At 71.4% G+C, this 19,707-nt stretch carries 23 protein-coding genes and 1 tRNA gene; 18 read left to right on the top strand and 6 right to left on the bottom strand.

Annotated features, from left to right (window positions below; genetic code table 11):
- The first annotated feature begins 1,240 nt into the window (after positions 1 to 1,240).
- Entirely contained in the window at positions 1,241 to 2,209 is a 969-nt protein-coding gene (locus ACIRD3_RS27815) for a nuclease-related domain-containing protein (RefSeq protein WP_402221892.1), read from the top strand.
- Positions 2,210 to 2,218: 9 nt separating this feature from the next.
- Here the strand turns inward: ACIRD3_RS27815 and ACIRD3_RS27810 are convergent, their stop codons facing one another.
- Positions 2,219 to 2,698, bottom strand: coding sequence for an NUDIX hydrolase (locus ACIRD3_RS27810; RefSeq protein ID WP_402222000.1), 480 nt, complete (start codon positions 2,696 to 2,698; stop codon positions 2,219 to 2,221).
- Positions 2,699 to 2,715: 17 nt separating this feature from the next.
- On the opposite strand from ACIRD3_RS27810, the gene ACIRD3_RS27805 reads away from it, so the two are divergent.
- From ACIRD3_RS27805 to ACIRD3_RS27740, 14 genes are all read left to right on the top strand, one after another.
- Positions 2,716 to 3,495, top strand: coding sequence for a GntR family transcriptional regulator (locus ACIRD3_RS27805; protein WP_402221889.1), 780 nt, complete (start codon positions 2,716 to 2,718; stop codon positions 3,493 to 3,495).
- A 136-nt stretch (positions 3,496 to 3,631) separates the two neighbouring features.
- Positions 3,632 to 3,973, top strand: coding sequence for a hypothetical protein (locus tag ACIRD3_RS27800; RefSeq protein ID WP_402221886.1), 342 nt, complete (start codon positions 3,632 to 3,634; stop codon positions 3,971 to 3,973).
- Between the two features lie 4 nt (positions 3,974 to 3,977).
- Entirely contained in the window at positions 3,978 to 5,357 is a 1,380-nt protein-coding gene (locus ACIRD3_RS27795; protein ID WP_402221884.1) for an FtsK/SpoIIIE domain-containing protein, read from the top strand.
- A gap of 85 nt (positions 5,358 to 5,442) precedes the next feature.
- The gene (locus tag ACIRD3_RS27790; RefSeq protein WP_402221881.1) at positions 5,443 to 5,613 is read left to right on the top strand and encodes a hypothetical protein; all 171 of its coding nucleotides are present in this window, start codon (positions 5,443 to 5,445) and stop codon (positions 5,611 to 5,613) included.
- Between the two features lie 78 nt (positions 5,614 to 5,691).
- Positions 5,692 to 6,375 carry a DUF2637 domain-containing protein gene (locus ACIRD3_RS27785; RefSeq protein WP_402221878.1) on the top strand — a complete coding sequence of 228 codons (684 nt, stop codon included), beginning with the start codon at positions 5,692 to 5,694 and terminating at the stop codon, positions 6,373 to 6,375.
- Between the two features lie 20 nt (positions 6,376 to 6,395).
- The gene (locus tag ACIRD3_RS27780) at positions 6,396 to 6,587 is read left to right on the top strand and encodes a mobile element transfer protein (RefSeq protein WP_402221875.1); all 192 of its coding nucleotides are present in this window, start codon (positions 6,396 to 6,398) and stop codon (positions 6,585 to 6,587) included.
- A 15-nt stretch (positions 6,588 to 6,602) separates the two neighbouring features.
- On the top strand, positions 6,603 to 6,800 hold the full coding sequence (locus ACIRD3_RS27775; RefSeq protein WP_402221873.1) for a hypothetical protein: 198 nt from the start codon (positions 6,603 to 6,605) through the stop codon (positions 6,798 to 6,800).
- A gap of 13 nt (positions 6,801 to 6,813) precedes the next feature.
- Positions 6,814 to 7,347 carry a hypothetical protein gene (locus ACIRD3_RS27770; protein WP_402221870.1) on the top strand — a complete coding sequence of 178 codons (534 nt, stop codon included), beginning with the start codon at positions 6,814 to 6,816 and terminating at the stop codon, positions 7,345 to 7,347.
- An 86-nt stretch (positions 7,348 to 7,433) separates the two neighbouring features.
- A complete protein-coding gene (locus ACIRD3_RS27765; protein WP_402221868.1) occupies positions 7,434 to 7,973 on the top strand; it encodes a GGDEF domain-containing protein in 540 nt (179 codons plus the stop codon).
- A gap of 104 nt (positions 7,974 to 8,077) precedes the next feature.
- The gene (locus ACIRD3_RS27760; RefSeq protein ID WP_402221865.1) at positions 8,078 to 8,266 is read left to right on the top strand and encodes a hypothetical protein; all 189 of its coding nucleotides are present in this window, start codon (positions 8,078 to 8,080) and stop codon (positions 8,264 to 8,266) included.
- A 5-nt stretch (positions 8,267 to 8,271) separates the two neighbouring features.
- Positions 8,272 to 8,445, top strand: coding sequence for a hypothetical protein (locus ACIRD3_RS27755; protein ID WP_402221863.1), 174 nt, complete (start codon positions 8,272 to 8,274; stop codon positions 8,443 to 8,445).
- Positions 8,446 to 8,514: 69 nt separating this feature from the next.
- Complete coding sequence (repSA, locus tag ACIRD3_RS27750; protein ID WP_402221860.1) at positions 8,515 to 9,942, top strand: replication initiator protein RepSA; 1,428 nt, start codon at positions 8,515 to 8,517, stop codon at positions 9,940 to 9,942.
- On the top strand, positions 9,927 to 10,148 hold the full coding sequence (locus tag ACIRD3_RS27745; RefSeq protein WP_402221857.1) for a helix-turn-helix domain-containing protein: 222 nt from the start codon (positions 9,927 to 9,929) through the stop codon (positions 10,146 to 10,148). The genes repSA and ACIRD3_RS27745 overlap by 16 nt, the downstream gene beginning before the upstream one ends.
- Positions 10,148 to 11,314, top strand: coding sequence for a tyrosine-type recombinase/integrase (locus ACIRD3_RS27740; protein ID WP_402221854.1), 1,167 nt, complete (start codon positions 10,148 to 10,150; stop codon positions 11,312 to 11,314). The genes ACIRD3_RS27745 and ACIRD3_RS27740 overlap by 1 nt, the downstream gene beginning before the upstream one ends.
- A 75-nt stretch (positions 11,315 to 11,389) precedes the next feature.
- On the opposite strand, the gene ACIRD3_RS27735 is transcribed toward ACIRD3_RS27740, so the two are convergent.
- A tRNA-Thr gene (locus ACIRD3_RS27735) sits at positions 11,390 to 11,463 on the bottom strand.
- A gap of 283 nt (positions 11,464 to 11,746) precedes the next feature.
- Here ACIRD3_RS27735 and ACIRD3_RS27730 point away from each other — a divergent pair.
- From ACIRD3_RS27730 to ACIRD3_RS27720, 3 genes are all read left to right on the top strand, one after another.
- Complete coding sequence (locus ACIRD3_RS27730; protein WP_402221851.1) at positions 11,747 to 12,844, top strand: ABC transporter ATP-binding protein; 1,098 nt, start codon at positions 11,747 to 11,749, stop codon at positions 12,842 to 12,844.
- Between the two features lie 237 nt (positions 12,845 to 13,081).
- On the top strand, positions 13,082 to 13,525 hold the full coding sequence (locus tag ACIRD3_RS27725) for a hypothetical protein (protein ID WP_402221848.1): 444 nt from the start codon (positions 13,082 to 13,084) through the stop codon (positions 13,523 to 13,525).
- A gap of 45 nt (positions 13,526 to 13,570) precedes the next feature.
- Positions 13,571 to 14,461 carry an NDP-sugar synthase gene (locus ACIRD3_RS27720; protein ID WP_402221846.1) on the top strand — a complete coding sequence of 297 codons (891 nt, stop codon included), beginning with the start codon at positions 13,571 to 13,573 and terminating at the stop codon, positions 14,459 to 14,461.
- A gap of 201 nt (positions 14,462 to 14,662) precedes the next feature.
- Here ACIRD3_RS27720 and ACIRD3_RS27715 read toward each other — a convergent pair whose 3' ends face one another.
- The 4 genes from ACIRD3_RS27715 to ACIRD3_RS27700 all read right to left on the bottom strand — a co-directional run bounded on the left by ACIRD3_RS27715 (position 14,663) and on the right by ACIRD3_RS27700 (position 19,680).
- Positions 14,663 to 16,351 carry a DoxX family protein gene (locus ACIRD3_RS27715; RefSeq protein ID WP_402221843.1) on the bottom strand — a complete coding sequence of 563 codons (1,689 nt, stop codon included), beginning with the start codon at positions 16,349 to 16,351 and terminating at the stop codon, positions 14,663 to 14,665.
- A 304-nt stretch (positions 16,352 to 16,655) separates the two neighbouring features.
- A complete protein-coding gene (gene rlmB / locus ACIRD3_RS27710; RefSeq protein ID WP_402221840.1) occupies positions 16,656 to 17,648 on the bottom strand; it encodes a 23S rRNA (guanosine(2251)-2'-O)-methyltransferase RlmB in 993 nt (330 codons plus the stop codon).
- Between the two features lie 147 nt (positions 17,649 to 17,795).
- On the bottom strand, positions 17,796 to 19,190 hold the full coding sequence (gene cysS, locus ACIRD3_RS27705; RefSeq protein ID WP_402221837.1) for a cysteine--tRNA ligase: 1,395 nt from the start codon (positions 19,188 to 19,190) through the stop codon (positions 17,796 to 17,798).
- A 94-nt stretch (positions 19,191 to 19,284) separates the two neighbouring features.
- Entirely contained in the window at positions 19,285 to 19,680 is a 396-nt protein-coding gene (locus tag ACIRD3_RS27700; protein WP_402221834.1) for a PPOX class F420-dependent oxidoreductase, read from the bottom strand.
- Between the last annotated feature and the right edge of the window lie 27 nt (positions 19,681 to 19,707).

Below are 19,707 nucleotides of genomic sequence, written 5' to 3'. Positions count from 1 at the left end.
GGCTGATCAAGCCATGGACGTCGACTCCTACGACCGCCGGCTGCGCGCGCCGATGTCTCAGGAGGCAGCAGCAGAGCTCCGGCGTCACCTCCAAACTGGTCAGCTAGCTCGGCGTAAGGTGCGGTCGCACGGTTGAACGATCTGGTCTGGCGCTTGGCCGATGCAAATGATCGGCTGCGTCTTGAGACCTTCACATGCACTCGTCCGGCACCCGTTTCGGCGTTTAAACGCAAGAAGCCGGTGCCTCATCCGCGTCCGTGGGAACTGATCGTTCAGAAGTGGTTCCATGAGACTGCTCCGTCTCTGGCTTTGCCAGGGCGAGCCGACGATTCACGCGTGTGTGTAGCAGTCGCGGCAGATCAGAAGCTCGCTGCCGCGGCTGCTCACATGCTCCCCGCCCCTGAGTACGACAGCTGGCTTCGGGAAACGCTGGGCGGATACGAGGGACCCATCCGACTGCTGGCCGCGATGGGCGTCGCGTTGGAGTGGCGCGAGAGTGGCGGGGGCGTAGCCGATGAGCTCTGCGACAGGGCGCTCAGTGACGCAGTCGAACGGTCTCGGAGCGAGAGCACTCTCGTCGTATGTCGGATCGACCTGCGAAACCGCGCCAGTGAGCACATGGCCGCTCGGAATGGCTTCATACCCCTAACGGAGGGTCCGGACGAGTTCGATCCAGACATGAGGCAGTGGTACGTCGTTGCTGACCCGTGAACGACCAGGAAGGGCATTCAGGGCGGTGGAGCGGTTTTGGCCGGTGTCCTGCCTGGTTTGGGGTCGAGCATGATCGGGGGGCCGTAAGCTGTTGCGACTCGGTCAGGGCTTTGGGCCTGACCGCAATTTGGCCGAGTGGCCCCCCGTTCTTGCTCGACTCGGGTCCCGAGCCTGGGAGGTGGGTAAAACCGTGGAGCCGCCCGACCCCAGCCACGACGGGCTCTGACCTCGGCACCCCTCCCGGCCGCACGCTCGATGTGCGCGGCCGGCCGCCGCCGGAGCGGGGCGCAAGACAGGAGCGACGGCGAGCGGCTGGGCCGCGCGCTGGCGCGCTGTGCGCGCCCTTGATGAAGTAGCGAAACTCGTAACAGTCTCCCTCCCACACCATCCACCCTCCTTCCTTAGTACTTCCTCACCACCCCTCTCCCACCCGTCTGTGGGCTGAACTGGCTTGGCTGATCACGTTCTTGTCAGCCCCTCCGCGAGCATGCTGTCTTCATTGGTAGGACAGCCGACGGCAGGGGGCAGCGTGGGGGAACTGACGGTCAAGCCGTGGCGTCGGCCCGGGCAGGACCGCGTGTACGTCAACGTGGTCGGCGTCCGGGGTGAGGCCGCGGCATGGCTCGACTGCCAAACCGGGGTCGTCACGATCAATGACGAGAGCTACCGCGATGCATCGGTGCAGAAGCTCACGGCGTGGTGCCAGTCCTGTGGTCGCACGATTCCGCCGTTGACCGTGGTCTCCAAGAACCCTGACGTTCCCGCCGCACGACCGACGACGCCCCGGCGTGTGTCAGCTCCTGCCGCTCCGCTCGCAACGCCTCTGACGCCGCCACCTGCGACGATCCCGGCTCTGCCGACTCAGCTCTCCGAGGAGGACGACCTCGCGCGAAACCGCCCTGGCACCGGCGTGCGAGGCATGATCCAGGCCGACCAGAGCCGCCGGAAGTGGCTGGTGCGCGTTGTCGCCCGGATCGTGGGTGATGACCTGGCCAGTGCAGAGCTGACCAAGGGGCTCGGCGGTGAGGAACGTGTGGGCGGGATCCTCGATGGACTCTGCGGATCCGGCTGGTACGTCCTGCATGGAATCCCGCTTCCCTCGGGCGCCGACATCGATCATGTGGTGATCGGTCCCCCGGGCGTGTTCACCGTGAACACTAAGCACCATCCGGACGCGCACGTGTGGGTCGGCGACAAGTACCTGACCGTCAACCGCAACAGCTTCCCGTACCTTCAGAAGTCAGCAGCCGAAGCCGCCAAGACCGCTGCCCTGCTGCGCCATTGGTCCGGTGTCGAGGTGCCCGTACAGCCGGTCATCGCTGTGGTCGGCGCACGTCAGCTGACGCACAAGGGCAAGCCCGACGTCATGGTCTTGGACGGCGAGCGGATAGCGGATGCCCTCACAGCACGGCCGGCCGTTCTGCCACCTCACCGCGTTGCGTCCCTCTTCGACATCGCACGGCGGCGGCCTGTCTGGAGCCGATTCGGCAAGCAGTAGGCCGACTCGTCAGCTCGCAGCCTGCTCGTTGAGCCAGTTCCGGCCGTCGTGGGTCCGGATGCTCGGGGCGACATCGTCTCGGAGTGCGTCCAGCATGCGCACGGCGTAGACATCGGCCATCCGCTCAGAGACCTCCGCCGGCGTCAGCCACTCCACCGCGGTCGACTCGTCCGTGAGCTGCTCGGTCCCACCGTCTGCACGGCACCGGAAGACCAGGGCGACGACTCCACGCGTCACGTTCTTGTACACGCCAGTGAGTCGCTCGACGCTCACCTTGAGCCCGGTCTCCTCGTAGATCTCGCGGCACACGCCGTCCTCGACGGTCTCCGCCAGTTCGAGCACGCCGCCCGGGGGCTCCCAGGTGCCGTTGTCAGCGCGGCGGATCGCCAGGACACGCCCGTCCTCGCGGACCACAGCTCCGGCGACAGACACGGAGTGGAGCGGCGTTGACTGGGGCTTCGCGGCGCTGTTACTCATGTACAGGAGAATAGGAGCCCTGAAGGACTATGGCGAGTGGTGACGTGGCCTCCTCGGCCAAGGCGAAGTATCTGCAGATCGCGGATGACCTCGCGGCACAGATCAAGACGGGGGCTCTCGCTCCTGGCGCGGCAGTACCCAGTGAAGCCGACCTGATGCAGAGGTACGGCGTCGCGTCGGGCACTGTCCGGAAGGCCATCGCGGAACTCCGTACGGCACAGCTCATCGAGACGCACCACGGCCGCGGCTCGTTCGTCCGCTCGCGCCCACCCGTGCAGCGCAAGTCGTCGGACCGCTTCCGTCGTGCTCACCGCAACGCCGGCAAGGCCGCGTACCTCGCTGAGGCCGAGGTGTCCGGTGGTCTCCCCTCGGTGACGGTGCTGTTCGTCGGTCCGACCGACGCTCCTGCGGAGATCGCCGAGCGGTTGGGCGTCCCGGTCGGCGCGCAGGTGCTTGCCCGCAAGCGCCGCTACTTCCGCGACGGTGTGCCGACCGAGGAGGCCACGTCGTACCTGCCTTGGGACGTGGTGAAGGACATCCCCGAGGTCTTCGCCGAAAACCCCGGTGGCGGCGGGATCTACGCCCGCCTCGAAGAGCACGGTCACGCTCTTGCCGAGTTCACGGAGACCGTGCGGGCGCGGCTCGCGACCAAGCCCGAGACGACCGCTCTCGCGCTGAGCCCCGGCGCTCCAGTGATCCATCTGGTTCGGGACGCCATCACCACGGCGGGTCGTGTGGTGGAGGTCTGCGACACGGTCATGGCCGCTGACCAGTTCGTTCTGGACTACCGGTTCCCCGCCCGGGACTAACGGAACGTCAAGCTCCGCAGCCCGCCGCGAGATTCTTCCCGCGGCGGGTTTACTTATGTACATGAGTAGGGCACTCTTCTACTCGTAGCTCCTGTACATGAGTGCAGGAGATCACCTCATCTAGAGGAGAGCCGTCATGGCTGTGTTCAAGGTCGACACCTCCACCGCGTTCGTGTTCGTGGCCGTCCCGCCGGCGCCGAAGGTGGTGAACCGCCAGACCGGAGAGATCGCCGTCGACCGGGAGACCGGCGCGAAGATGATGACGATCGGACTGACCATCGCGGACGAGGGTGAGGCGAGCCTCTACACCGTCTCGGTGCCGGAGACGGGCCTGTCCGAGGGGCTGGCCGTCGGGATGCCGGTCGCGCTCACCGGCCTCAAGGCCCGCGACTGGGAGAACGAGTTCAACGGCCAGAAGCGGCACGGGATTTCGTTCCGCGCGACGGCCGTCACCTCCCTCGTCCCGGCTCGGGGCTGAGACCGTGTCGGGGGCCCTGGTACTCGCTGAGGTGGCCGGACCGCTCGCCGCCGTCGCCGGTGGTGCAGCCTTCGCCCGAGTGAAGGCTCCGGCGGTCTACTGGTCGGCCGTCGGCCTGCCGGTCACCGCGGCGCGTTTCGCCGCCACGTACGCGAGCACGATGGACGCCTGCGGGCTGACGGTCACGCCGTCCCGACTGCGGGTGCTGATGCTGCGGGCCACCACCCGGCGGGAGATCCGCCCGGTGCCGCCGAAGGTCCGCCGGCTGCGGCCGACCACGACCGGCCTGCGCATCCGCCTCCGCCTGGCTCCCGGCCAGGAACCAGCAGATGTCACGGCCTCGGCGGAACGCCTGCGGCACGCCTGGGGTGTGCACACCGTGCACGTCGCGGTGATCAAGCCCGGGGTGGTGGAGCTGCGGCTGACCGGCTTCAACGTGCTCCGACGGGTGCGCATGCCGCGCCACCTGCCGACCGGTGACCTGCTGGTGCCGGTGGCAATGCGGGAGGACGGCACCGCGTACGTGCGGGACTACCGGGCCATCCCGCACTGCCTGACCCTCGGAGCGACGTTGACCGGCAAGTCGGTCTACATGCGCAACCTGATCGCCGGGCTCGCCCGCCGAAGAGTGGCCCTGGTTGGGATCGACTGCAAGCGCGGCGTCGAGCAAGCCCCGTTCGCGCCCCGCCTGTCGGCACTCGCCACGGACCCGGAGATGGCCTCCGCACTGCTCGATGCCCTGGTCGAGGAGATGGAGGAACGGTACGAGCTGATCCGACAGCACCAAGGCATCTCACGCGCGGTGCCGGACGAGGAGATCACCTCGGACGTCTGGGGCCTGCCGGCGAAGCTGCGGCCGATACCGATCGTGCTGCTGGTCGACGAGGTGGCCGAACTGTTCCTGGTCGCCACCCGCAAGGACGAGGAGCGCCGCGACCGCATGGTCACGCAGTTGATCCGCCTGGCCCAACTCGGCCGTGCGGCCGGGATGTTCGCGGAGATCTGCGGGCAGCGCTTCGGCTCCGAGCTCGGCAAGGGCGCGACCATGCTCCGGGCTCAGCTCACCGGCCGCGTGGTGCACCGGGTGAACGACAAGTACTCGGCGGAGATGGGGCTTGCCGACATCTCACCGGAGGCGGTTCTCGCCGCAACCCAGATCGCCCCCGACATGCCCGGAGTCGCGGTGGCCGGGGACTCCTCCGGGGGCTGGACCCACATCCGCACCCCGAACCTGTCCCTCGCCGAAGCCGCGGCCGTCTGTCGGCAGACCGCGCACCTCGTCCCGGACCTGCCCACCCTGAGCCGCTTCCGGCCCCACGTCCCGCCGGCCGCCGCCTCGTCCGAGCCCACGTCGCTGGTCAAGCCCCATGTGGTGACCGAGTAACCCCACGCGAACCATCGGCCGGCGCGACCGCTCCGCGCCAAGTCCCTACCCGAGCCTTGCCCGGAACCGCCTGAGAGGACCACCGATGCCCAAACGAACGCCCAAGGCCGCCGCCCCGGCCAAGTGCACCGCCTGCGCCGGTGAGGGCTGGGTCCGCGAGATCCACCGTGCCGGACGCGGCAGGAAAGCCCGTGACGTCGGTGAGGTCGAGGTCCTGTGCCCGACGTGCCTCGGATCCGGCACCACCCCCGAGTAACCAAGACGCCGGGGCCGGGTGGCAGGAAGCCCCGAACCCCGCCCGGCCTCGGCTCGACTCCCCAAAGGAGACCGACCGATGCGCCTGCCCCGCCCGGATGCGGTGATCGTGCAAGCCGCCATCGCCGGTGCCCTGTCCTTCGCGCACCTCCACGACATCGCCGAAGCCGCCGGACAGCACGACTGGAAGGCCTGGGCCTACCCCGTCTCCGTCGACCTGCTCCTCGTCGCCTCCTGGCACCGGATGCGAACCCTGCGCGCCGCCGGCCTCCCGGCCCGTTCTGCCTGGACCTGGTTCGCCATCGCCCTGACCGCCTCCCTCGGCGCCAACGTCGCCACCGCCGGACTGCTCGACCTCGGCCACGTGCCGACCTGGTTGCGAATCCTGGTCGCCGGCTGGCCCGCCCTCGCGTTCTTCGGCGGCACCCTCCTCGCCCACAGCAACCCGCCCGCCCAGGGCCCCGAGCCCGAACACCCGCTCTATGACGAGCCGGAGGAGCCTGCGGCTGTCCCGGAGCCCGAACCCGAACCGGTGGCCATCGAGCCCGCCGTCGACACCCCGCCAGCCCTTCCCGCAGCCCCCGATCCGGCCCCGGCTCCCGCGCCTCCGATCGCCGTACCCACGGCCCTTGTCGAACACGCCCGCAAGGTCGCCGCCGACCACGAGGCCCGCACCGGCCACCCCATCGACACCGACACCCTCCGAGCCCGCCTCGGCGTCCCGCCCCACTTCGCCGACGCCATCGCCGCCCAACTCGCCTGAACCAGAGAGGAGATCACCACATGCCGCGCCCGATCCGCCCGCGCAACGTGATCCGCATCGGCCCCGTCCAGGTCGCCACCTACTACGACAACCGCGGCCGCGAGAAGCACACCGCCGCCTGCACCGCCCCGCGCTGCGGCTTCTCCGCCGACTACGACTCCCGGCCCGCCGCCGAGATCGCCGCCCGCACCCACCACTGCGCCGTCCGCTGACAGGAGACCTCCGCGATGACCATCACCCTGCCCGTCGTGCTCGTCCTCGGCATCGCCACCTGGGCCGCCATCAAGTTCCTCGGCATCCGGCTGTGGGTCGCCGTCCTGATCGGCCTCTTCGGCTTCTACCTCGCCGACACCTTCCTCGCCTCCGCCATCGACGACACCACCAAGTCCGGCGTGCAGATCGTCAACCAGACCCAGAAGCACTGAGAGGCCGGCCGACATGAGCACCATCCTCGCCCCCGCACCGCTGCTGCTCACCCCGGAAGGCTCCGCCCTCGTCGCCGAGATCGAGGCCTACCTGGCCTCCCTTCCGGCCCCGGCCCGGCACACCGCCCCGTACGTCTGCCCACTCGGGACCGTGCTCCAGCCCTGGAACGCCGGCTACCCGCTGCCCCGCCCGACCCTGCTCGACCGAATCACCCGCCGCCCTATCCGGCCCGTCCCGGTCACAGTCGCCGACCACCTGGGGCTCACCTCCCGCTACATCCACGCCTTCGGCTGGCTCCAGGGCGCCATGTGGGACACCGCCGGCCGCGTCTGCCTCCTCGGTGCCCAGGCCGCCGTCCTCGCCCACGGTTACGGCACCCCGGAGACCGTCCGCCGTGCCCGGACCCGAGTGATGGAAGTCCTCCACGCCACCGGCCGTCCCGTCAGCTCGCCGGACGTGTTCAACGACGCGCCCACCACCCGCCAGGCCGACGTGCACCACCTGCTCGACCGGGCCGCCGCCCGCGCCCTGTCCCTGCGGATCTGACCCGCCCGGCCCCGGGACGGCACAAGCCGCCAAGCATCCCGCCGCCCCGCCCGGCCTTCGCCCACCCGCCAGAAAGGACACGCCCGATGAACCTCGTCCCGATGCTCGCCGCCGGTGCTCCCCTGCTCGGCTGGACCGCCCACAGCGCCTGGCTGCACCACCGACTCGCCACCGCCCGCCGCGACCCGCTCACCGGCCTGTTCACCCGCGACGGCTTCACCATGCGGGCCGAGCGCCTGATCCGCGCCCACGCCGAGCGCACGACCGTCCTGCTCGTCGACCTCGACGACTTCAAGGCGATCAACGACACCTACGGTCACGCCGCCGGCGACTCCGTGCTCGCCGCCACGGCCCAGCGCCTCACTGCCTGGTGCGGCTCCCACGGCATGGCCGCCCGCCTCGGCGGAGACGAGTTCGCCGCCGTCGTCCTTGACTCCGGCCACCGCCTCGACGACCTGCGGGCCGCGCTGACGGAACCCGTGCCGGTCGGTGACCTGCTCCTCGACGTCGGCGCCACCGTCGGCACATCGCACCCGGCCGCCCTGCTGCTGACCGAGGCACTCTCCGCCGCCGACCGCGACATGTACGCCCACAAGCCCGGCGACCGACTGTCCCGCCGCCGCTGACCAACCCTCCGGGGCGGCAACAAGCCGCCAAGCATCCCGCCGCCCCGGAAGGCCTCACCCATCCGAACGCAGCACTCGACCACGCCCAGAAGGAGACCTTCATCATGCCCCAGACCACCCCCGCCCCGGCCCGGATCTGCCCCGACTGCGACGGCTTCGCCCAGGCCGCCATCGACACCGGCACCCGCCACCCCGACGGCACCCGCACCACCATTCCGGCCTACTGCCCCGCCTGCCACGGCACCGGCACCGTGACCCGCCCCGCCGTCGGCCTCGCCACCACCCGCGGCTGACGCCGGTGGGCGCCCTCTTCGACTGGCACGACTCCCGCCACTGGAACGCCAAAGCCGAGCCCTGCGGGGTCTGCGACCAGCCCACGAACCTGCGCTCGGACCGCGGCAAGCCCGTCCACAAGGTCTGTGCCGAGACCTGGACCGACCAACACCCGCAGCCCCACCCGGACAAGTCCTGACCACCGCCCCGGTGCCGTCGGCCACCACCGGCCCGGCTCCGGGGCCCACACCCTCACGGAGGTGAGCAGATGACCACCCTCACCAACCACCTGGCGCACGATTCTCTGGCGCTCAAGGACCTCGCGCGACTCGCCGCCCGGGGAGACCTGCCCAAGCTCCAGGATCAGATCCGCCGCACCGGCGGGTGCGCCAACCCGATCCACCTGAGCGGCTTCCGGACCCTCACGCACGCCCCGACCGGCGCCGTCTGGCACCGCTACTCCACCCAGCATGAACCCGGCCACCGCCTCAAGGTCGCCTGTGGCAATCGCCGGGCCTCCCGCTGCCCCTCGTGCGCCCGCACCTACTCGGCGGACACCTACCACCTGATCCGCGCCGGCCTCGTCGGAGACACCGCCAAGGACGTTCCGACCACGGTCCGCTCCCACCCCCGGGTCTTCGCCACCCTCACCGCCCCCTCGTTCGGCCCGGTCCACAACCGGCCCGACAAGGGCACCTGCCGCTGCGGCTCCACCCACCCGAAGGGCTCGCCGCTGCTGGGCACGCCGCTCGCCCCGGAGACGTACGACTACGGGCACGCGGTGCTGTGGAACAACCACGCCCCGGACCTGTGGCGCCGCTTCACGATCTACCTGTTCCGGGTCATGGCGAAGATGACCGGGCTCTACCAGTACGAGTTCAAGCAGCAGGCCAAGCTCTCGTTCGGCAAGGTCGCCGAGTACCAACGCCGGGGCGCCGTGCACTTCCACGCCGTCATCCGCATCGACGGCCCCAAGGGTCCCGGCACACCTCCGCCCGACTGGGCAACCGTGCGCCTGCTGGACGCCGCGATCCGGGAAGCCACCCGCCGCGCCGGCGTCCCCGTCGCCGCCGGAGGTGACCAGCCTGCCCGGGTCCTTCAGTGGGGTACGCAGGTCGACGTCCGCCAGATCGGGGCCTTCTTGACCGGCGAGATCACCGAGCAGGCAGTGGCCTCGTACGTTGCCAAGTACGCCACCAAGTCCGCCGAGACAACCGAAACCGTGGACCGCCGCATCCTGGAGCGCCGTGACCTCGACCGGCACGACCTGCCCGCCCACACCCGCCGCCTCATCGAAGCCTGCTGGGACCTGGACAAGCACTACCCCGACCGCCTGCTCGCCCACTGGTCCCACATGCTCGGCTTCCGCGGCCACTTCTCCAGCAAGTCCCCCAAGTACTCGACCACCCTCGGTGCTCTCCGGCAGGTCCGCGCCGACTACCGTGCCGACCAAGCCCGCCAGGAACTCCGCGAACGGCTCCTCGCCGCCGGACTCCCGGACCTGGACGACCTGCCCGACGCCGAAACCGTCGTCATTGCCCACTGGGCCTTCGCCGGCGCCGGGAACAGCCCCGGCGAATCCATGCTCGCCGCCGCCATCGCACGCGAGTTGCACGAAAACCGCACCACAGCCCGAGAGGAAGTAGCCGCGCAGATCGCGCGAGAAGGGGAGGACCAGGCATGGACCGTCTGCTGACTGCCAAGGAGGTCGCCGAACTGCTCGGCACCTGGGAGACCAGCGGGGAGCGATTCCCCCGCCGACTGATCTCCGAGCGCCGCATCACCTTCGTCAAGCTCGGTCACCACGTGCGCATCCCGGCCTCGGCCGTCGCGACCTACATCGCCGAACGGACCGTGCAGCCGGTGACCGCTCGCCGTCGGCCGGTCCGGAAGGTGGCGTGATGGCCAATTCCAGGGGTAACCGCCGGCGTTTCGGCTCGGTCCGCCAACTCCCCTCCGGCCGGTGGCAGATCCGCTACCCCGACCCGGTCGCCGGCCTTATGCGGCCTGGTGAAGAGACCTACCCCACCAAGACGGACGCCGACGTCGCGCTCACGCTCATCGAGGCCGACATCAAGCGCGACCAGTGGACTGATCCGGACGCCGGGAAGGTGAAATTCGGGGACTTCGCCGACGAGTGGCTCAAGGACCGCAAGCTGGAGGAGACCACCAGGGAGCGGTACGAGGGCGTACTCCGGTTGCACATCAAGCCCACGTTCGGGGCCCGCTTCGTGTCCGACATCACGCCCGCTCGGGTCCGAACGTGGCGAACCCGCCTCCTGGAAGCGGGAGTCGGCGAGCCGACCGTCGTGAAGGCCTACCAACTCCTCCGCAGCATCATGACCACCGCCGTGGACGACGAGCTGATCAAGCGCAATCCGTGCCGGATCAAGGGCGCCGACACCTACGACGTCCCGGACCGCCCGGTGCTCACCATCCAGGAGATCTACGCCGTCGCGGAAGCCATCCAGCCCCAATGGCGGGCCCTCGTGCTGCTGACGGCGTTCACCGCACTGCGGCTCGGCGAACTGGCTGCCCTGCGCCGGCGGGACGTCGACCTGGAAGCGCGCATCCTCTGGGTCCGCCGCAACCAAGCCGAGCTGAGCACCGGCAAGCTCATCACCAAGGCGCCCAAGAGCGACGCCGGCTTCCGTCCGGTCGCGTTCCCGGACCTGATCGTCCCGGACTTGGAGCACCACCTGGAGGTCCACGCCGCCACGGGGCAGGACGGCCTGTTCTTCGTCGGCCCGCGGGGCGGTCGTCTACGCCGGAGCAACTTCCGGGACGACTGGGTGGCGGCGAAGGAGAAGGCCGGCCTTCCGCCGGAGGTCCATTTCCACGACGTCCGGCACTTCGGGAACGAGCTCGCCGCGCGCAACGGCGCGACCCTCCGCGAGCTCATGGCGCGGATGGGCCACAGCACCTTCCGGGCCGCGCTGATCTACCAGCACCGGAGCAACGACCGGGACCGTGCCATCGCGGACCGCATGGGCGAAGCCGCCCGAAGGGAACTCGGCAAGGACAACCCTCCGGACGCATCTGGCACACCCGCGGCACGGCCCGAGTAGCTCCGCAGCAACGACGAAGGGCCAGCCCCACCGGATCACCCCGGTGAGCTGGCCCTTCTGGCGTTCCCGCCGCTGAGCCCCCTGTCGGGTTCGAACCGACGACCCCCGCTTTACAAGAGCGGTGCTCTGGCCAGCTGAGCTAAGGAGGCACGGTGGCCGTCCGCGAGGGATCACGGCGGCACCGGGGGCAGTCTACCGGGCCGGGGTGGCGGGGTGGTGGGATATCCGGGGGTTGGTGGGACGGGGTGGGCGTGATGGAACCGATGCCGAAATCGGGGTGGCGGGGGGCTGACAAGGCGCGGGGGCGCGGGTAGCGTCGCCGGGAGTCGGTTCGTTTAGTGGTTCAGACCATTGGCGGGGCGACGGACAAGTACATCCCCCCTTTACTCGGATCGTCCGGCACGTTCCTGCCGGTGAAGGAGAGCAACGACCATGGCTTCTGTCACGTACGACAAGGCGACCCGTGTCTACCCGGGGGCGGACAAGCCCTCGGTGAACGCCCTGGACCTGGAGATCGCGGACGGCGAGTTCCTGGTGCTGGTCGGCCCCTCGGGCTGCGGCAAGTCGACCAGCCTGCGCATGCTGGCCGGCCTGGAGGACGTCAACGCCGGCGCGATCCGCATCGGCGACCGGGACGTCACCCACCTGCCGCCGAAGGACCGGGACATCGCCATGGTGTTCCAGAACTACGCGCTCTACCCGCACATGACGGTCGCCGAGAACATGGGCTTCGCGCTCAAGATCGCCGGCGTGAACAAGGCGGAGATCCGCACCAAGGTCGAAGAGGCCGCGAAGATCCTCGACCTCACCCAGTACCTGGACCGCAAGCCGAAGGCGCTCTCCGGCGGTCAGCGCCAGCGCGTCGCGATGGGCCGCGCGATCGTCCGCCAGCCGCAGGTCTTCCTGATGGACGAGCCGCTGTCGAACCTGGACGCCAAGCTCCGCGTCTCGACCCGCACCCAGATCGCCGGCCTGCAGCGCCGCCTGGGCATCACCACGGTGTACGTCACCCACGACCAGACCGAGGCGCTCACCATGGGCGACCGGGTCGCGGTGCTCAAGGACGGCGTGCTGCAGCAGGTCGACACCCCGCGCAACATGTACGACAAGCCCGCCAACCTGTTCGTGGCCGGCTTCATCGGCTCGCCGGCCATGAACCTGGTCGAGGTTCCGCTGGTGGACGGCGGCGTGAAGTTCGGCGGCTCGGTCGTCAACATCTCGCGCGAGAACCTGGCCGGCGCCGGCACCGACAAGACGGTGACGGTCGGCGTCCGCCCCGAGCACTTCCAGATCGTCCCCGCGGGCGGCATCGAGGGCGTCGCGGTGACGGTGAACGTGGTCGAGGAGCTCGGCTCGGACGGCTTCGTCTACGGCACCACCAAGATCGGCGGCGAGGACAAGGAGCTGGTCGTCCGCGTGCCCGGCCGCCAGATCCCGGCCCGCGGCGAGACCATCCACGTGGTGCCGATCGCCAACGAGACGCACGTCTTCGCGACCGGCACCGGGGTTCGCCTGAGCGTCTGCGACTGAGCAGCCGGCGGCACCCGGCAGGCACGGGAGCAGCCGGCGGTGCCCGGTAGGCACGGGCGAACCGAGCAGGCCGGGCGCAACCGCCCCGACGGAGCCCGTCGGACCCCTCCCCGGGTCCGACGGGCTCCGTCCGTACACCCCCGCGTCAACACGGCGCGGGGACGAACCCGGACACCGTGTCACTCGATGGTGTAACGGAGGGCGATCCGGCCCGCACCCACCGCTACTCTCCTGAGGGTGAAGCAGCTTGTGCGCCGTATCGGCCAGACCGTCGCCCTGACCCTGCCGGTCGTCCTGGTGACCACCGGCACCCTCGCCGTGACCCGGGTCCCGTGGGCCCCGCCGACCGGGCTCGATCAGCAGGTCGTGGCGGCGTCCAGCGGGGACGGCGCCGGGATCGGACGCTCCACCACCGCGACCAAGACCGCCGACGGGCTCGCCCCGCAGGAGTCGCTGCGGGTGGCCCTGCTGGACGAGCTGCGGGCGAAGAACCCGTCCGCCGCGCTGGACCTGCTGGAGCGCTCGATGCGCGAGCAGCCCTCGCTGACGCCGTACTGCACCTCGCTGGCCACCGAGCTGGGCAAGGCGGCGGTGCGCAAGTACCAGGGCGACGTCCAGCGGGCCCGTTCCTTCGCCCGCCCGGTCTGCGACGGGGCGTTCGCGGCGGGCGTGGTGGGCTGACGCCAGTACCGGTCCCGGCCGGAGCGGCGGGCTTATTGTTCAGGCATGACCGCTGACTCCGGCCCCACCGCCGACCTCGCGTCCCCGAACTCCCCGAACTCTCCCGGCCCTTCGGGCTCTCCGGGTTCTCCGGGCGCTCCGGGTTCCCAGAGCTCCCCGGGTTCGCTCAGCTCCGCGCAGCCCCACCCCCCGCACCGGCCCACCTCCACGCCCGTCACCCAGGCCGTCATCCTGGCCGGCGGTCAGGGCTCCCGGCTGCGCCCCTACACGGACGACCGGCCGAAGCCGCTGGTCGAGATCCCGGGGACGGGGACGCCGATCCTCGGTCACCAGCTGGCCTGGCTGGCCTCCGAGGGCGTCACCGACGCGGTGATCTCCTGCGGGCACCTCGCCGACGTGCTGGAGGAGTGGCTGGACAAGGCGGACCTGCCGCTGCGGGTGCGCACGGTGGTCGAGGCGGAGCCGCTCGGGCGCGGCGGCGGGCTCAAGTACGCGGCCAAGGCGCTGCCCCGCCCGGACGAGCCCTGGTACGCCACCAACGGCGACATCTGGACCCGCTTCAGCCTGCGCGAGATGGCCGCCTTCCACCACGAGCGGGACGCCGTCGCGACGCTCGCGCTGGCCCGGCCGCGGATCCCGTGGGGCGCCGTGGAGACCGACCAGTTCGGCAACGTCCTGGACTTCATCGAGGCGCCGCCCTCGCCCTTCCTGATCAACGCCGGCCTGTACGTGTTCAGCCCGGAGTTCGCCGAGCTGCTGCCGGACGTGGGGGACCACGAGCGCACCACGTTCCCCCAACTCGCCCGCAGCAAGCGGCTGGCGGGCTACCAGCTGCCGCAGGGCGTGTACTGGCGCGCGATCGACACCGCGAAGGACCTCACCGAGGCCGCCAAGGAGCTCGCGGCCGGTGCCGGCCGCGCACCCCAGTCCCGGTAGCACCGACGGGCGACGCCCGGGACAACCGCACGGCGGCGGACGCCAGAACACCGGTCGGCCCGGGTGCTCCCCCACGGAGCACCCGGGCCGACCGGTGTCCCGACGGCCCTGGGCCGTCAACCGCCCGACGTCGCCGTCAACCGCGCCGGGCCGTCAACCGCCCGACGTCACCGCCGGCCGCCCGACGCCGCCCCGGCCGCCTCAGGTCGCCGTCGGCGCCCCCGGACGGGAGGAGCGGCCGCCGCCGGACAGGTCGGCCAGCGGCGCGCTGCCCAGCACCCCGCCGAGCAGCCCGGAGCCGGAGCTCGGGCTGGACTTGGGTGCCGGGCCCGAGCCGCCGGGGCCCGGGGTGCTGCGCTGGGCGGGGGCGGAGCCGCCCGCCCCGGCGGACGGGGCGGCGGGGGCCGGCGAGGAGCCCGCCCCGGTCTCCGGCTTGCCGGAGTGCGCCTTGCCGCTCGGGGTGGGGCCGGTCGCCTTGGCGCTCGGCGGGGCGGACGGGGTGGTGGCGCTCGGCGTCGGGGTGGCCGGGCGCGGGGCGGCGGGCGAGGGCGAGGTGGACGGGCCCTTGCCCCCGGGCGTGCCGGACGGGCCGCCGGACGGCCACACCGGGGTGCCGTAGTCGGTGTCCGGCCGGGTCGGCGCCTGGTGTGCGCGGGCGCCGGTGCGGACGGCGGCGCCGAGCATCGAGCCGAGCAGCAGGGTGAGGCCGACGACGACCGTGGTGACCACCGCGCCCCGGCGCAGCACCCGGCGGCGCAGCGCCCCGGGCGCGTCCGTGCCGAACCGCCGCCAGGCCTCCAGGTTGAGCCGGCCGTCCAGGGAGGCGAACGGCGCTCCGGCGATCAGCAGCGGGCTCCAGGCCGCGAGGAAGATCAGGTCGGGCGTGTCGTAGACGGGTACGGCCCGCCAGCTGACCGTGAACAGCAGCACGGCGGAGAGCGCCATCGCCGCCCCGGCCGCGAGCCGCTGCCAGAGGCCGAGGACGGTCAGCACGCCGACCACGATCTCGGTGAACGACACCACCAGGCCGGCGCCCACCGGGTGGGCCATGGCGAAGGCCAGCAGCGGCTCGGCGACCTTCCAGGGGTGCAGCGAGGAGAGCCAGCGCATCATCGAGCCGCGCTCGCCGCCGTCGAAGTACACCGGGTCGCACAGCTTGCTGAACCCGGCGTAGACCGAGAGCGAGCCGAGGACGGCGCGCAGCGGCAGCAGCACCAGGCCGAGGTCGACCCGGCGGCCGGGGTACCAGGGCTGCTTGCCCTCGGCGTCGGCGGCGGAGACCTCGGGCAGCTCGCCGCTCGGGGTCCAGCCGTGCGGCTCGCCGACCGGGCCGACGCCCGCGTCGGTGGCGCTGCCGGTGCCCTCGCGGGGCTGGCGGGGGACGGTCCGGGCACCCGCGAGGGAGGGGATCACCTGGGTGTCCGCCTCGGCCAGGCCGACGCCGCCGCCGCGGGCCGGGGCACCGCCCTGGCGCACGGCCTCCAGCAGCTGGGTGGCCGCCAGGTCGCCGGGGGGCGCCTGACCGGTCCAGGTGACGGCGGTGACCCGGCCCTTGCGACGCGGTCCACCACCGGCGCCGCCACCGGCACCGGCCCCGGCCATGGCCGGGACGGCGGAGGCCGGCACGACGACCTGCGGGGTGACCAGCGGACGACGGATCAGGCCCTGGTTCGCGTACGGGTCGCCGAACGCGGCGCCGGTGGACAGCAGTCCGGCCGGAGCCTCGATCAGCGGCGCGACCGGGGCGCCGAGTCGGAGCCGGAAGCTCGCCTGGGTGCTGCTGAGCCGCGCCGGGTCCGACTCCACCTTGACGGTGTTGAGGCCGGGGCCCGCGTCTATCCCGGTGCTGCCGCCGCCGAACAGGGGGCGCCGAGGTGTTCTGGTGTCCACGCCCGTCTAACCGGGTGACGGCCGCTTTGGACACTCTCCCGGGTGGATGTCCGGCGCACACTTGAAGTGATCATGAAAAAAGCGATCGGACCCGGTCGGGCCCGATCGCCTTTCACTCGGCTTGCGGACAATTCGGAAGAACGCCTGCGCCCCGCCCAGCAGATGTGCTGAGTGCTCACGGGCGCCCACACCACGTGCGGCGGCACGCAGCCGGGCGGCCTCCGCGCTTGACGCGACGCCGGGCGGCCTCAGCGCTTGACGCGACGCCGGGCGGCCTCAGCGCTTGACGCGACGCCGGGCGGCCTCAGCGCTTGGCGCGCAGCCGGGCGGCCTCGTACAGCACGATGCCCGCCGCGACACCGGCGTTCAGCGACTCGGTCAGGCCGGACATCGGGATCCGCACCCGCATGTCGCAGGTCTCCGAGACCAGCCGGGACAGGCCCTTGCCCTCGCTGCCCGCGACGATCACGACCGGGCCGGTCAGCAGCTCCAGGTCGCCCAGCTCGGCCTCGCCGTCGGCGGCCAGGCCGACCACCATCAGACCGGCCTTCTGGTAGGCCTCCAGGGTGCGGGTCAGGTTGGTGGCCCGGGCGACGGGCAGCCGGGCCGCGGCGCCGGAGGAGGTCTTCCAGGCACCGGCGGTCATGCCGGCCGCGCGGCGCTCGGGGATGACCACACCGTGCGCGCCGAAGGCGGCGGCGGAACGGACCACGGCGCCCAGGTTGCGCGAGTCGGTGACCCCGTCCAGCGCGATGATCAGCGCGTCCTGACCGGCGTCGGCGGCGTCCGCCAGCAGGTCCTCGGGGTGCGCGTACTCGTACGGCGGGACCTGGAGCACCAGGCCCTGGTGGTTCATGCCGCCGGTCATCTGGTCCAGCTGGGGCCGCGGGGCCTCCATCAGCGGGATGCCGCGGTCGTTGGCGGCCTGGAAGGCCTCCCGGACGCGGTCGTCGGTGTCGATGAACTGCTGGACGTACAGCGCGTTGGCCGGGACGTCGCCCTGCAGCGCCTCGACCACCGAGTTGCGGCCGAAGACCAGCTCGGCGCTGCCCGCGCCGCCGCGGCCTCCGCGGCCGCCGGCACCCGCGCGGCGCATGCCGGCCCGGGCCTTGGCGTCCCGCTCGCGCTTGACCGCGGCGTTGGCGGCGCGCTGCTTGGGGTGGCCCTTGCGCGCCTCGCCGGGCGGGGTCGGGCCCTTGCCCTGGAGCGCCTTCCGGCTGTGCCCGCCGGTACCGACAGACGCACCCTTCTTCGATCCGGGGTTGCGGCGGTTCCTGCGCTGGCTGTTGCCGGCCATGGCTGTACTTCCTGTCTGTCCGGCATGCCCCGGCCGCCCCGCTCTGTCCGGCGGCGGCCGGCGGCATGCGCTACGTCATGCGGGAGGGCCGCACCGGTCCGGTACGGCCCACCCATCACCCCGATCGTGGGACGGGGTTACTGGTTGTCACTGGTTGTTGATCGTCCAGCGCGGGCCGGACGGGGTGTCCTCGATCGCCAGCCCGGACAGGCCGAGCTGGTCGCGGATGGCATCCGCGGTGGCGAAGTCCTTGCGCTCGCGCGCCGCCTGCCGCTGGTCCAGGACCAGGCGGACCAGCGAGTCGACCACGCCGTGCAGGTCCTCGCCGCGCTCCGTCCCGGCCCAGTGCGGGTCGAGCGGGTCGAGACCCAACACACCGAGCATCGCACGGACCTCGGCCAGTCGCGCCACCACGCTCTCCTTGTCGTCCGCGTTCAGGGCGCTGTTGCCCTGGCGGACGGCGGTGTGCACGACGGCGAGCGCCTGCGGCACGCCGAAGTCGTCGTCCATCGCCTCGGCGAAGGCCGGCGGCACCTCGGGCGCCGCGTCGACGGTGCCGCAGCGCTCGACGGCGCGCTGGACGAAGCCCTCGATCCGGCCGAAGCCGGCCTCGGCCTCGCGCAGCGACTCCTCGCTGTACTCGATCATCGAGCGGTAGTGCGCGGCGCCCAGGTAGTAGCGGAGCACGATCGGGCGCCAGGCCCGGACCATCTCGGAGACCAGCACCGAGTTGCCCAGCGACTTGCTCATCTTCTCGCCGGCCATGGTGACCCAGGCGTTGTGCACCCAGAAGTTGGCGAAGTCGTCGCCGTAGGCCTTGGACTGGGCGATCTCGTTCTCGTGGTGCGGGAAGATCAGGTCCAGCCCGCCGCCGTGGACGTCGAAGGCCGCGCCCAGGTACTTGTGGGCCATCGCCGAGCACTCCAGGTGCCAGCCGGGACGGCCGCGGCCCCACGGGGTCTCCCAGCTCGGCTCGCCGGGCTTGGTCGCCTTCCACAGCGCGAAGTCGCGCGGGTCCCGCTTGCCGGTCTCGCCCTCGCCGCTCGGCTGGCGCAGGTCGTCCAGCTTCTGGTTGGAGAGCGCGAGGTAGTCCGGGTAGGACTTCACGTCGAAGTAGACGTTGCCGTCGGCCGCGTAGGCGTGGCCCTTCTCGATGAGCCCCTGCATCATCTCGATCATCTCGGGCACGTGCCCGGTGGCCCGCGGCTCGGCGGTCGGCGGCAGGCAGCCCAGCGCGGTGTAACCGTCGTTGAAGGCGCGCTCGTTCGCGTAGGCGATCTGCCACCACGGCGTGCCGAGCTCGCGCTCCTTGGCGATGATCTTGTCGTCGATGTCGGTGACGTTGCGGACGAAGGTCACCTGGTAGCCGCGGTAGGCGAACCACCGCTGCATGATGTCGAAGTTGAGGCCGGACCGGATGTGCCCGATGTGTGGCGCCGACTGGACGGTAGCGCCGCACAGGTAGATCGAGACACAACCCGGTACAAGCGGGACGAAGTCGCGTACCTGGCGGGTGCTGGTGTCGTACAGACGAATGCTCACAGCGTCAAGCGTAGTGGGCGGCGGGGGGTGCCCCGCCACATTCCCCGGGACAACGGTGCGCGGATCCCGGGGAACGGCTGGTGCGGGAGGGCGGTCAGAGGCTGCCGACCACCTTGCGCGGGGTGAGTCGGACGATCACCCGGACGTCGTCCGGGCCGTCCCAGGTGTACTTGTCCACCCCGCGGTACTTGGCGGCCAGCTCGTCGATCAGCTCCCGGCCGCCCTCGGTGGTCATGGTGACCTCCCCGCGCGCCTCCAGGTACTCGTACGGGCTGTCCGCCGGGTTGAGCAGGATCGAGACGCGCGGGTCCCGCTTCAGGTTGAGGTGCTTGCGGCGGCCCTCGACGGTGGAGAACAGGATGTCGTCGCCGTCCCGCTTGACCCAGACCACCGAGGACTGGGGGCTGCCGTCGGGCTGGATCGTGGAGACCACGGCGAAGCTCTTGCCGTCGATCAACGCCTTGGCACGGTCGGAGAGTTGGGCGGTCATCTGGCGAACCTCATCTCATCGGCGACG

It is taken from the genome of Kitasatospora sp. NPDC093550, assembly GCF_044764985.1.
GTDB lineage: Bacteria > Actinomycetota > Actinomycetes > Streptomycetales > Streptomycetaceae > Kitasatospora.
The sequence above is the reverse complement of the archived record's forward strand: the minus strand, read 5'-3'. Positions and strand labels throughout refer to the sequence as shown.

Coding starts and splice junctions, on each gene's coding strand:
- ACIRD3_RS27805 (WP_402221889.1), top strand. CDS start 2,716: ATGGCGAGTGGTGACGTGGCCTCCTCGGCCAAGGCGAAGTATCTGCAG.
- ACIRD3_RS27800 (WP_402221886.1), top strand. CDS start 3,632: ATGGCTGTGTTCAAGGTCGACACCTCCACCGCGTTCGTGTTCGTGGCC.
- ACIRD3_RS27790 (WP_402221881.1), top strand. CDS start 5,443: ATGCCCAAACGAACGCCCAAGGCCGCCGCCCCGGCCAAGTGCACCGCC.
- ACIRD3_RS27785 (WP_402221878.1), top strand. CDS start 5,692: ATGCGCCTGCCCCGCCCGGATGCGGTGATCGTGCAAGCCGCCATCGCC.
- ACIRD3_RS27780 (WP_402221875.1), top strand. CDS start 6,396: ATGCCGCGCCCGATCCGCCCGCGCAACGTGATCCGCATCGGCCCCGTC.
- ACIRD3_RS27775 (WP_402221873.1), top strand. CDS start 6,603: ATGACCATCACCCTGCCCGTCGTGCTCGTCCTCGGCATCGCCACCTGG.
- ACIRD3_RS27770 (WP_402221870.1), top strand. CDS start 6,814: ATGAGCACCATCCTCGCCCCCGCACCGCTGCTGCTCACCCCGGAAGGC.
- ACIRD3_RS27765 (WP_402221868.1), top strand. CDS start 7,434: ATGAACCTCGTCCCGATGCTCGCCGCCGGTGCTCCCCTGCTCGGCTGG.
- ACIRD3_RS27760 (WP_402221865.1), top strand. CDS start 8,078: ATGCCCCAGACCACCCCCGCCCCGGCCCGGATCTGCCCCGACTGCGAC.
- repSA (WP_402221860.1), top strand. CDS start 8,515: ATGACCACCCTCACCAACCACCTGGCGCACGATTCTCTGGCGCTCAAG.
- ACIRD3_RS27745 (WP_402221857.1), top strand. CDS start 9,927: ATGGACCGTCTGCTGACTGCCAAGGAGGTCGCCGAACTGCTCGGCACC.
- ACIRD3_RS27740 (WP_402221854.1), top strand. CDS start 10,148: ATGGCCAATTCCAGGGGTAACCGCCGGCGTTTCGGCTCGGTCCGCCAA.
- ACIRD3_RS27730 (WP_402221851.1), top strand. CDS start 11,747: ATGGCTTCTGTCACGTACGACAAGGCGACCCGTGTCTACCCGGGGGCG.
- ACIRD3_RS27720 (WP_402221846.1), top strand. CDS start 13,571: ATGACCGCTGACTCCGGCCCCACCGCCGACCTCGCGTCCCCGAACTCC.
- rlmB (WP_402221840.1), bottom strand. CDS start 17,648: ATGGCCGGCAACAGCCAGCGCAGGAACCGCCGCAACCCCGGATCGAAG.
- ACIRD3_RS27700 (WP_402221834.1), bottom strand. CDS start 19,680: ATGACCGCCCAACTCTCCGACCGTGCCAAGGCGTTGATCGACGGCAAG.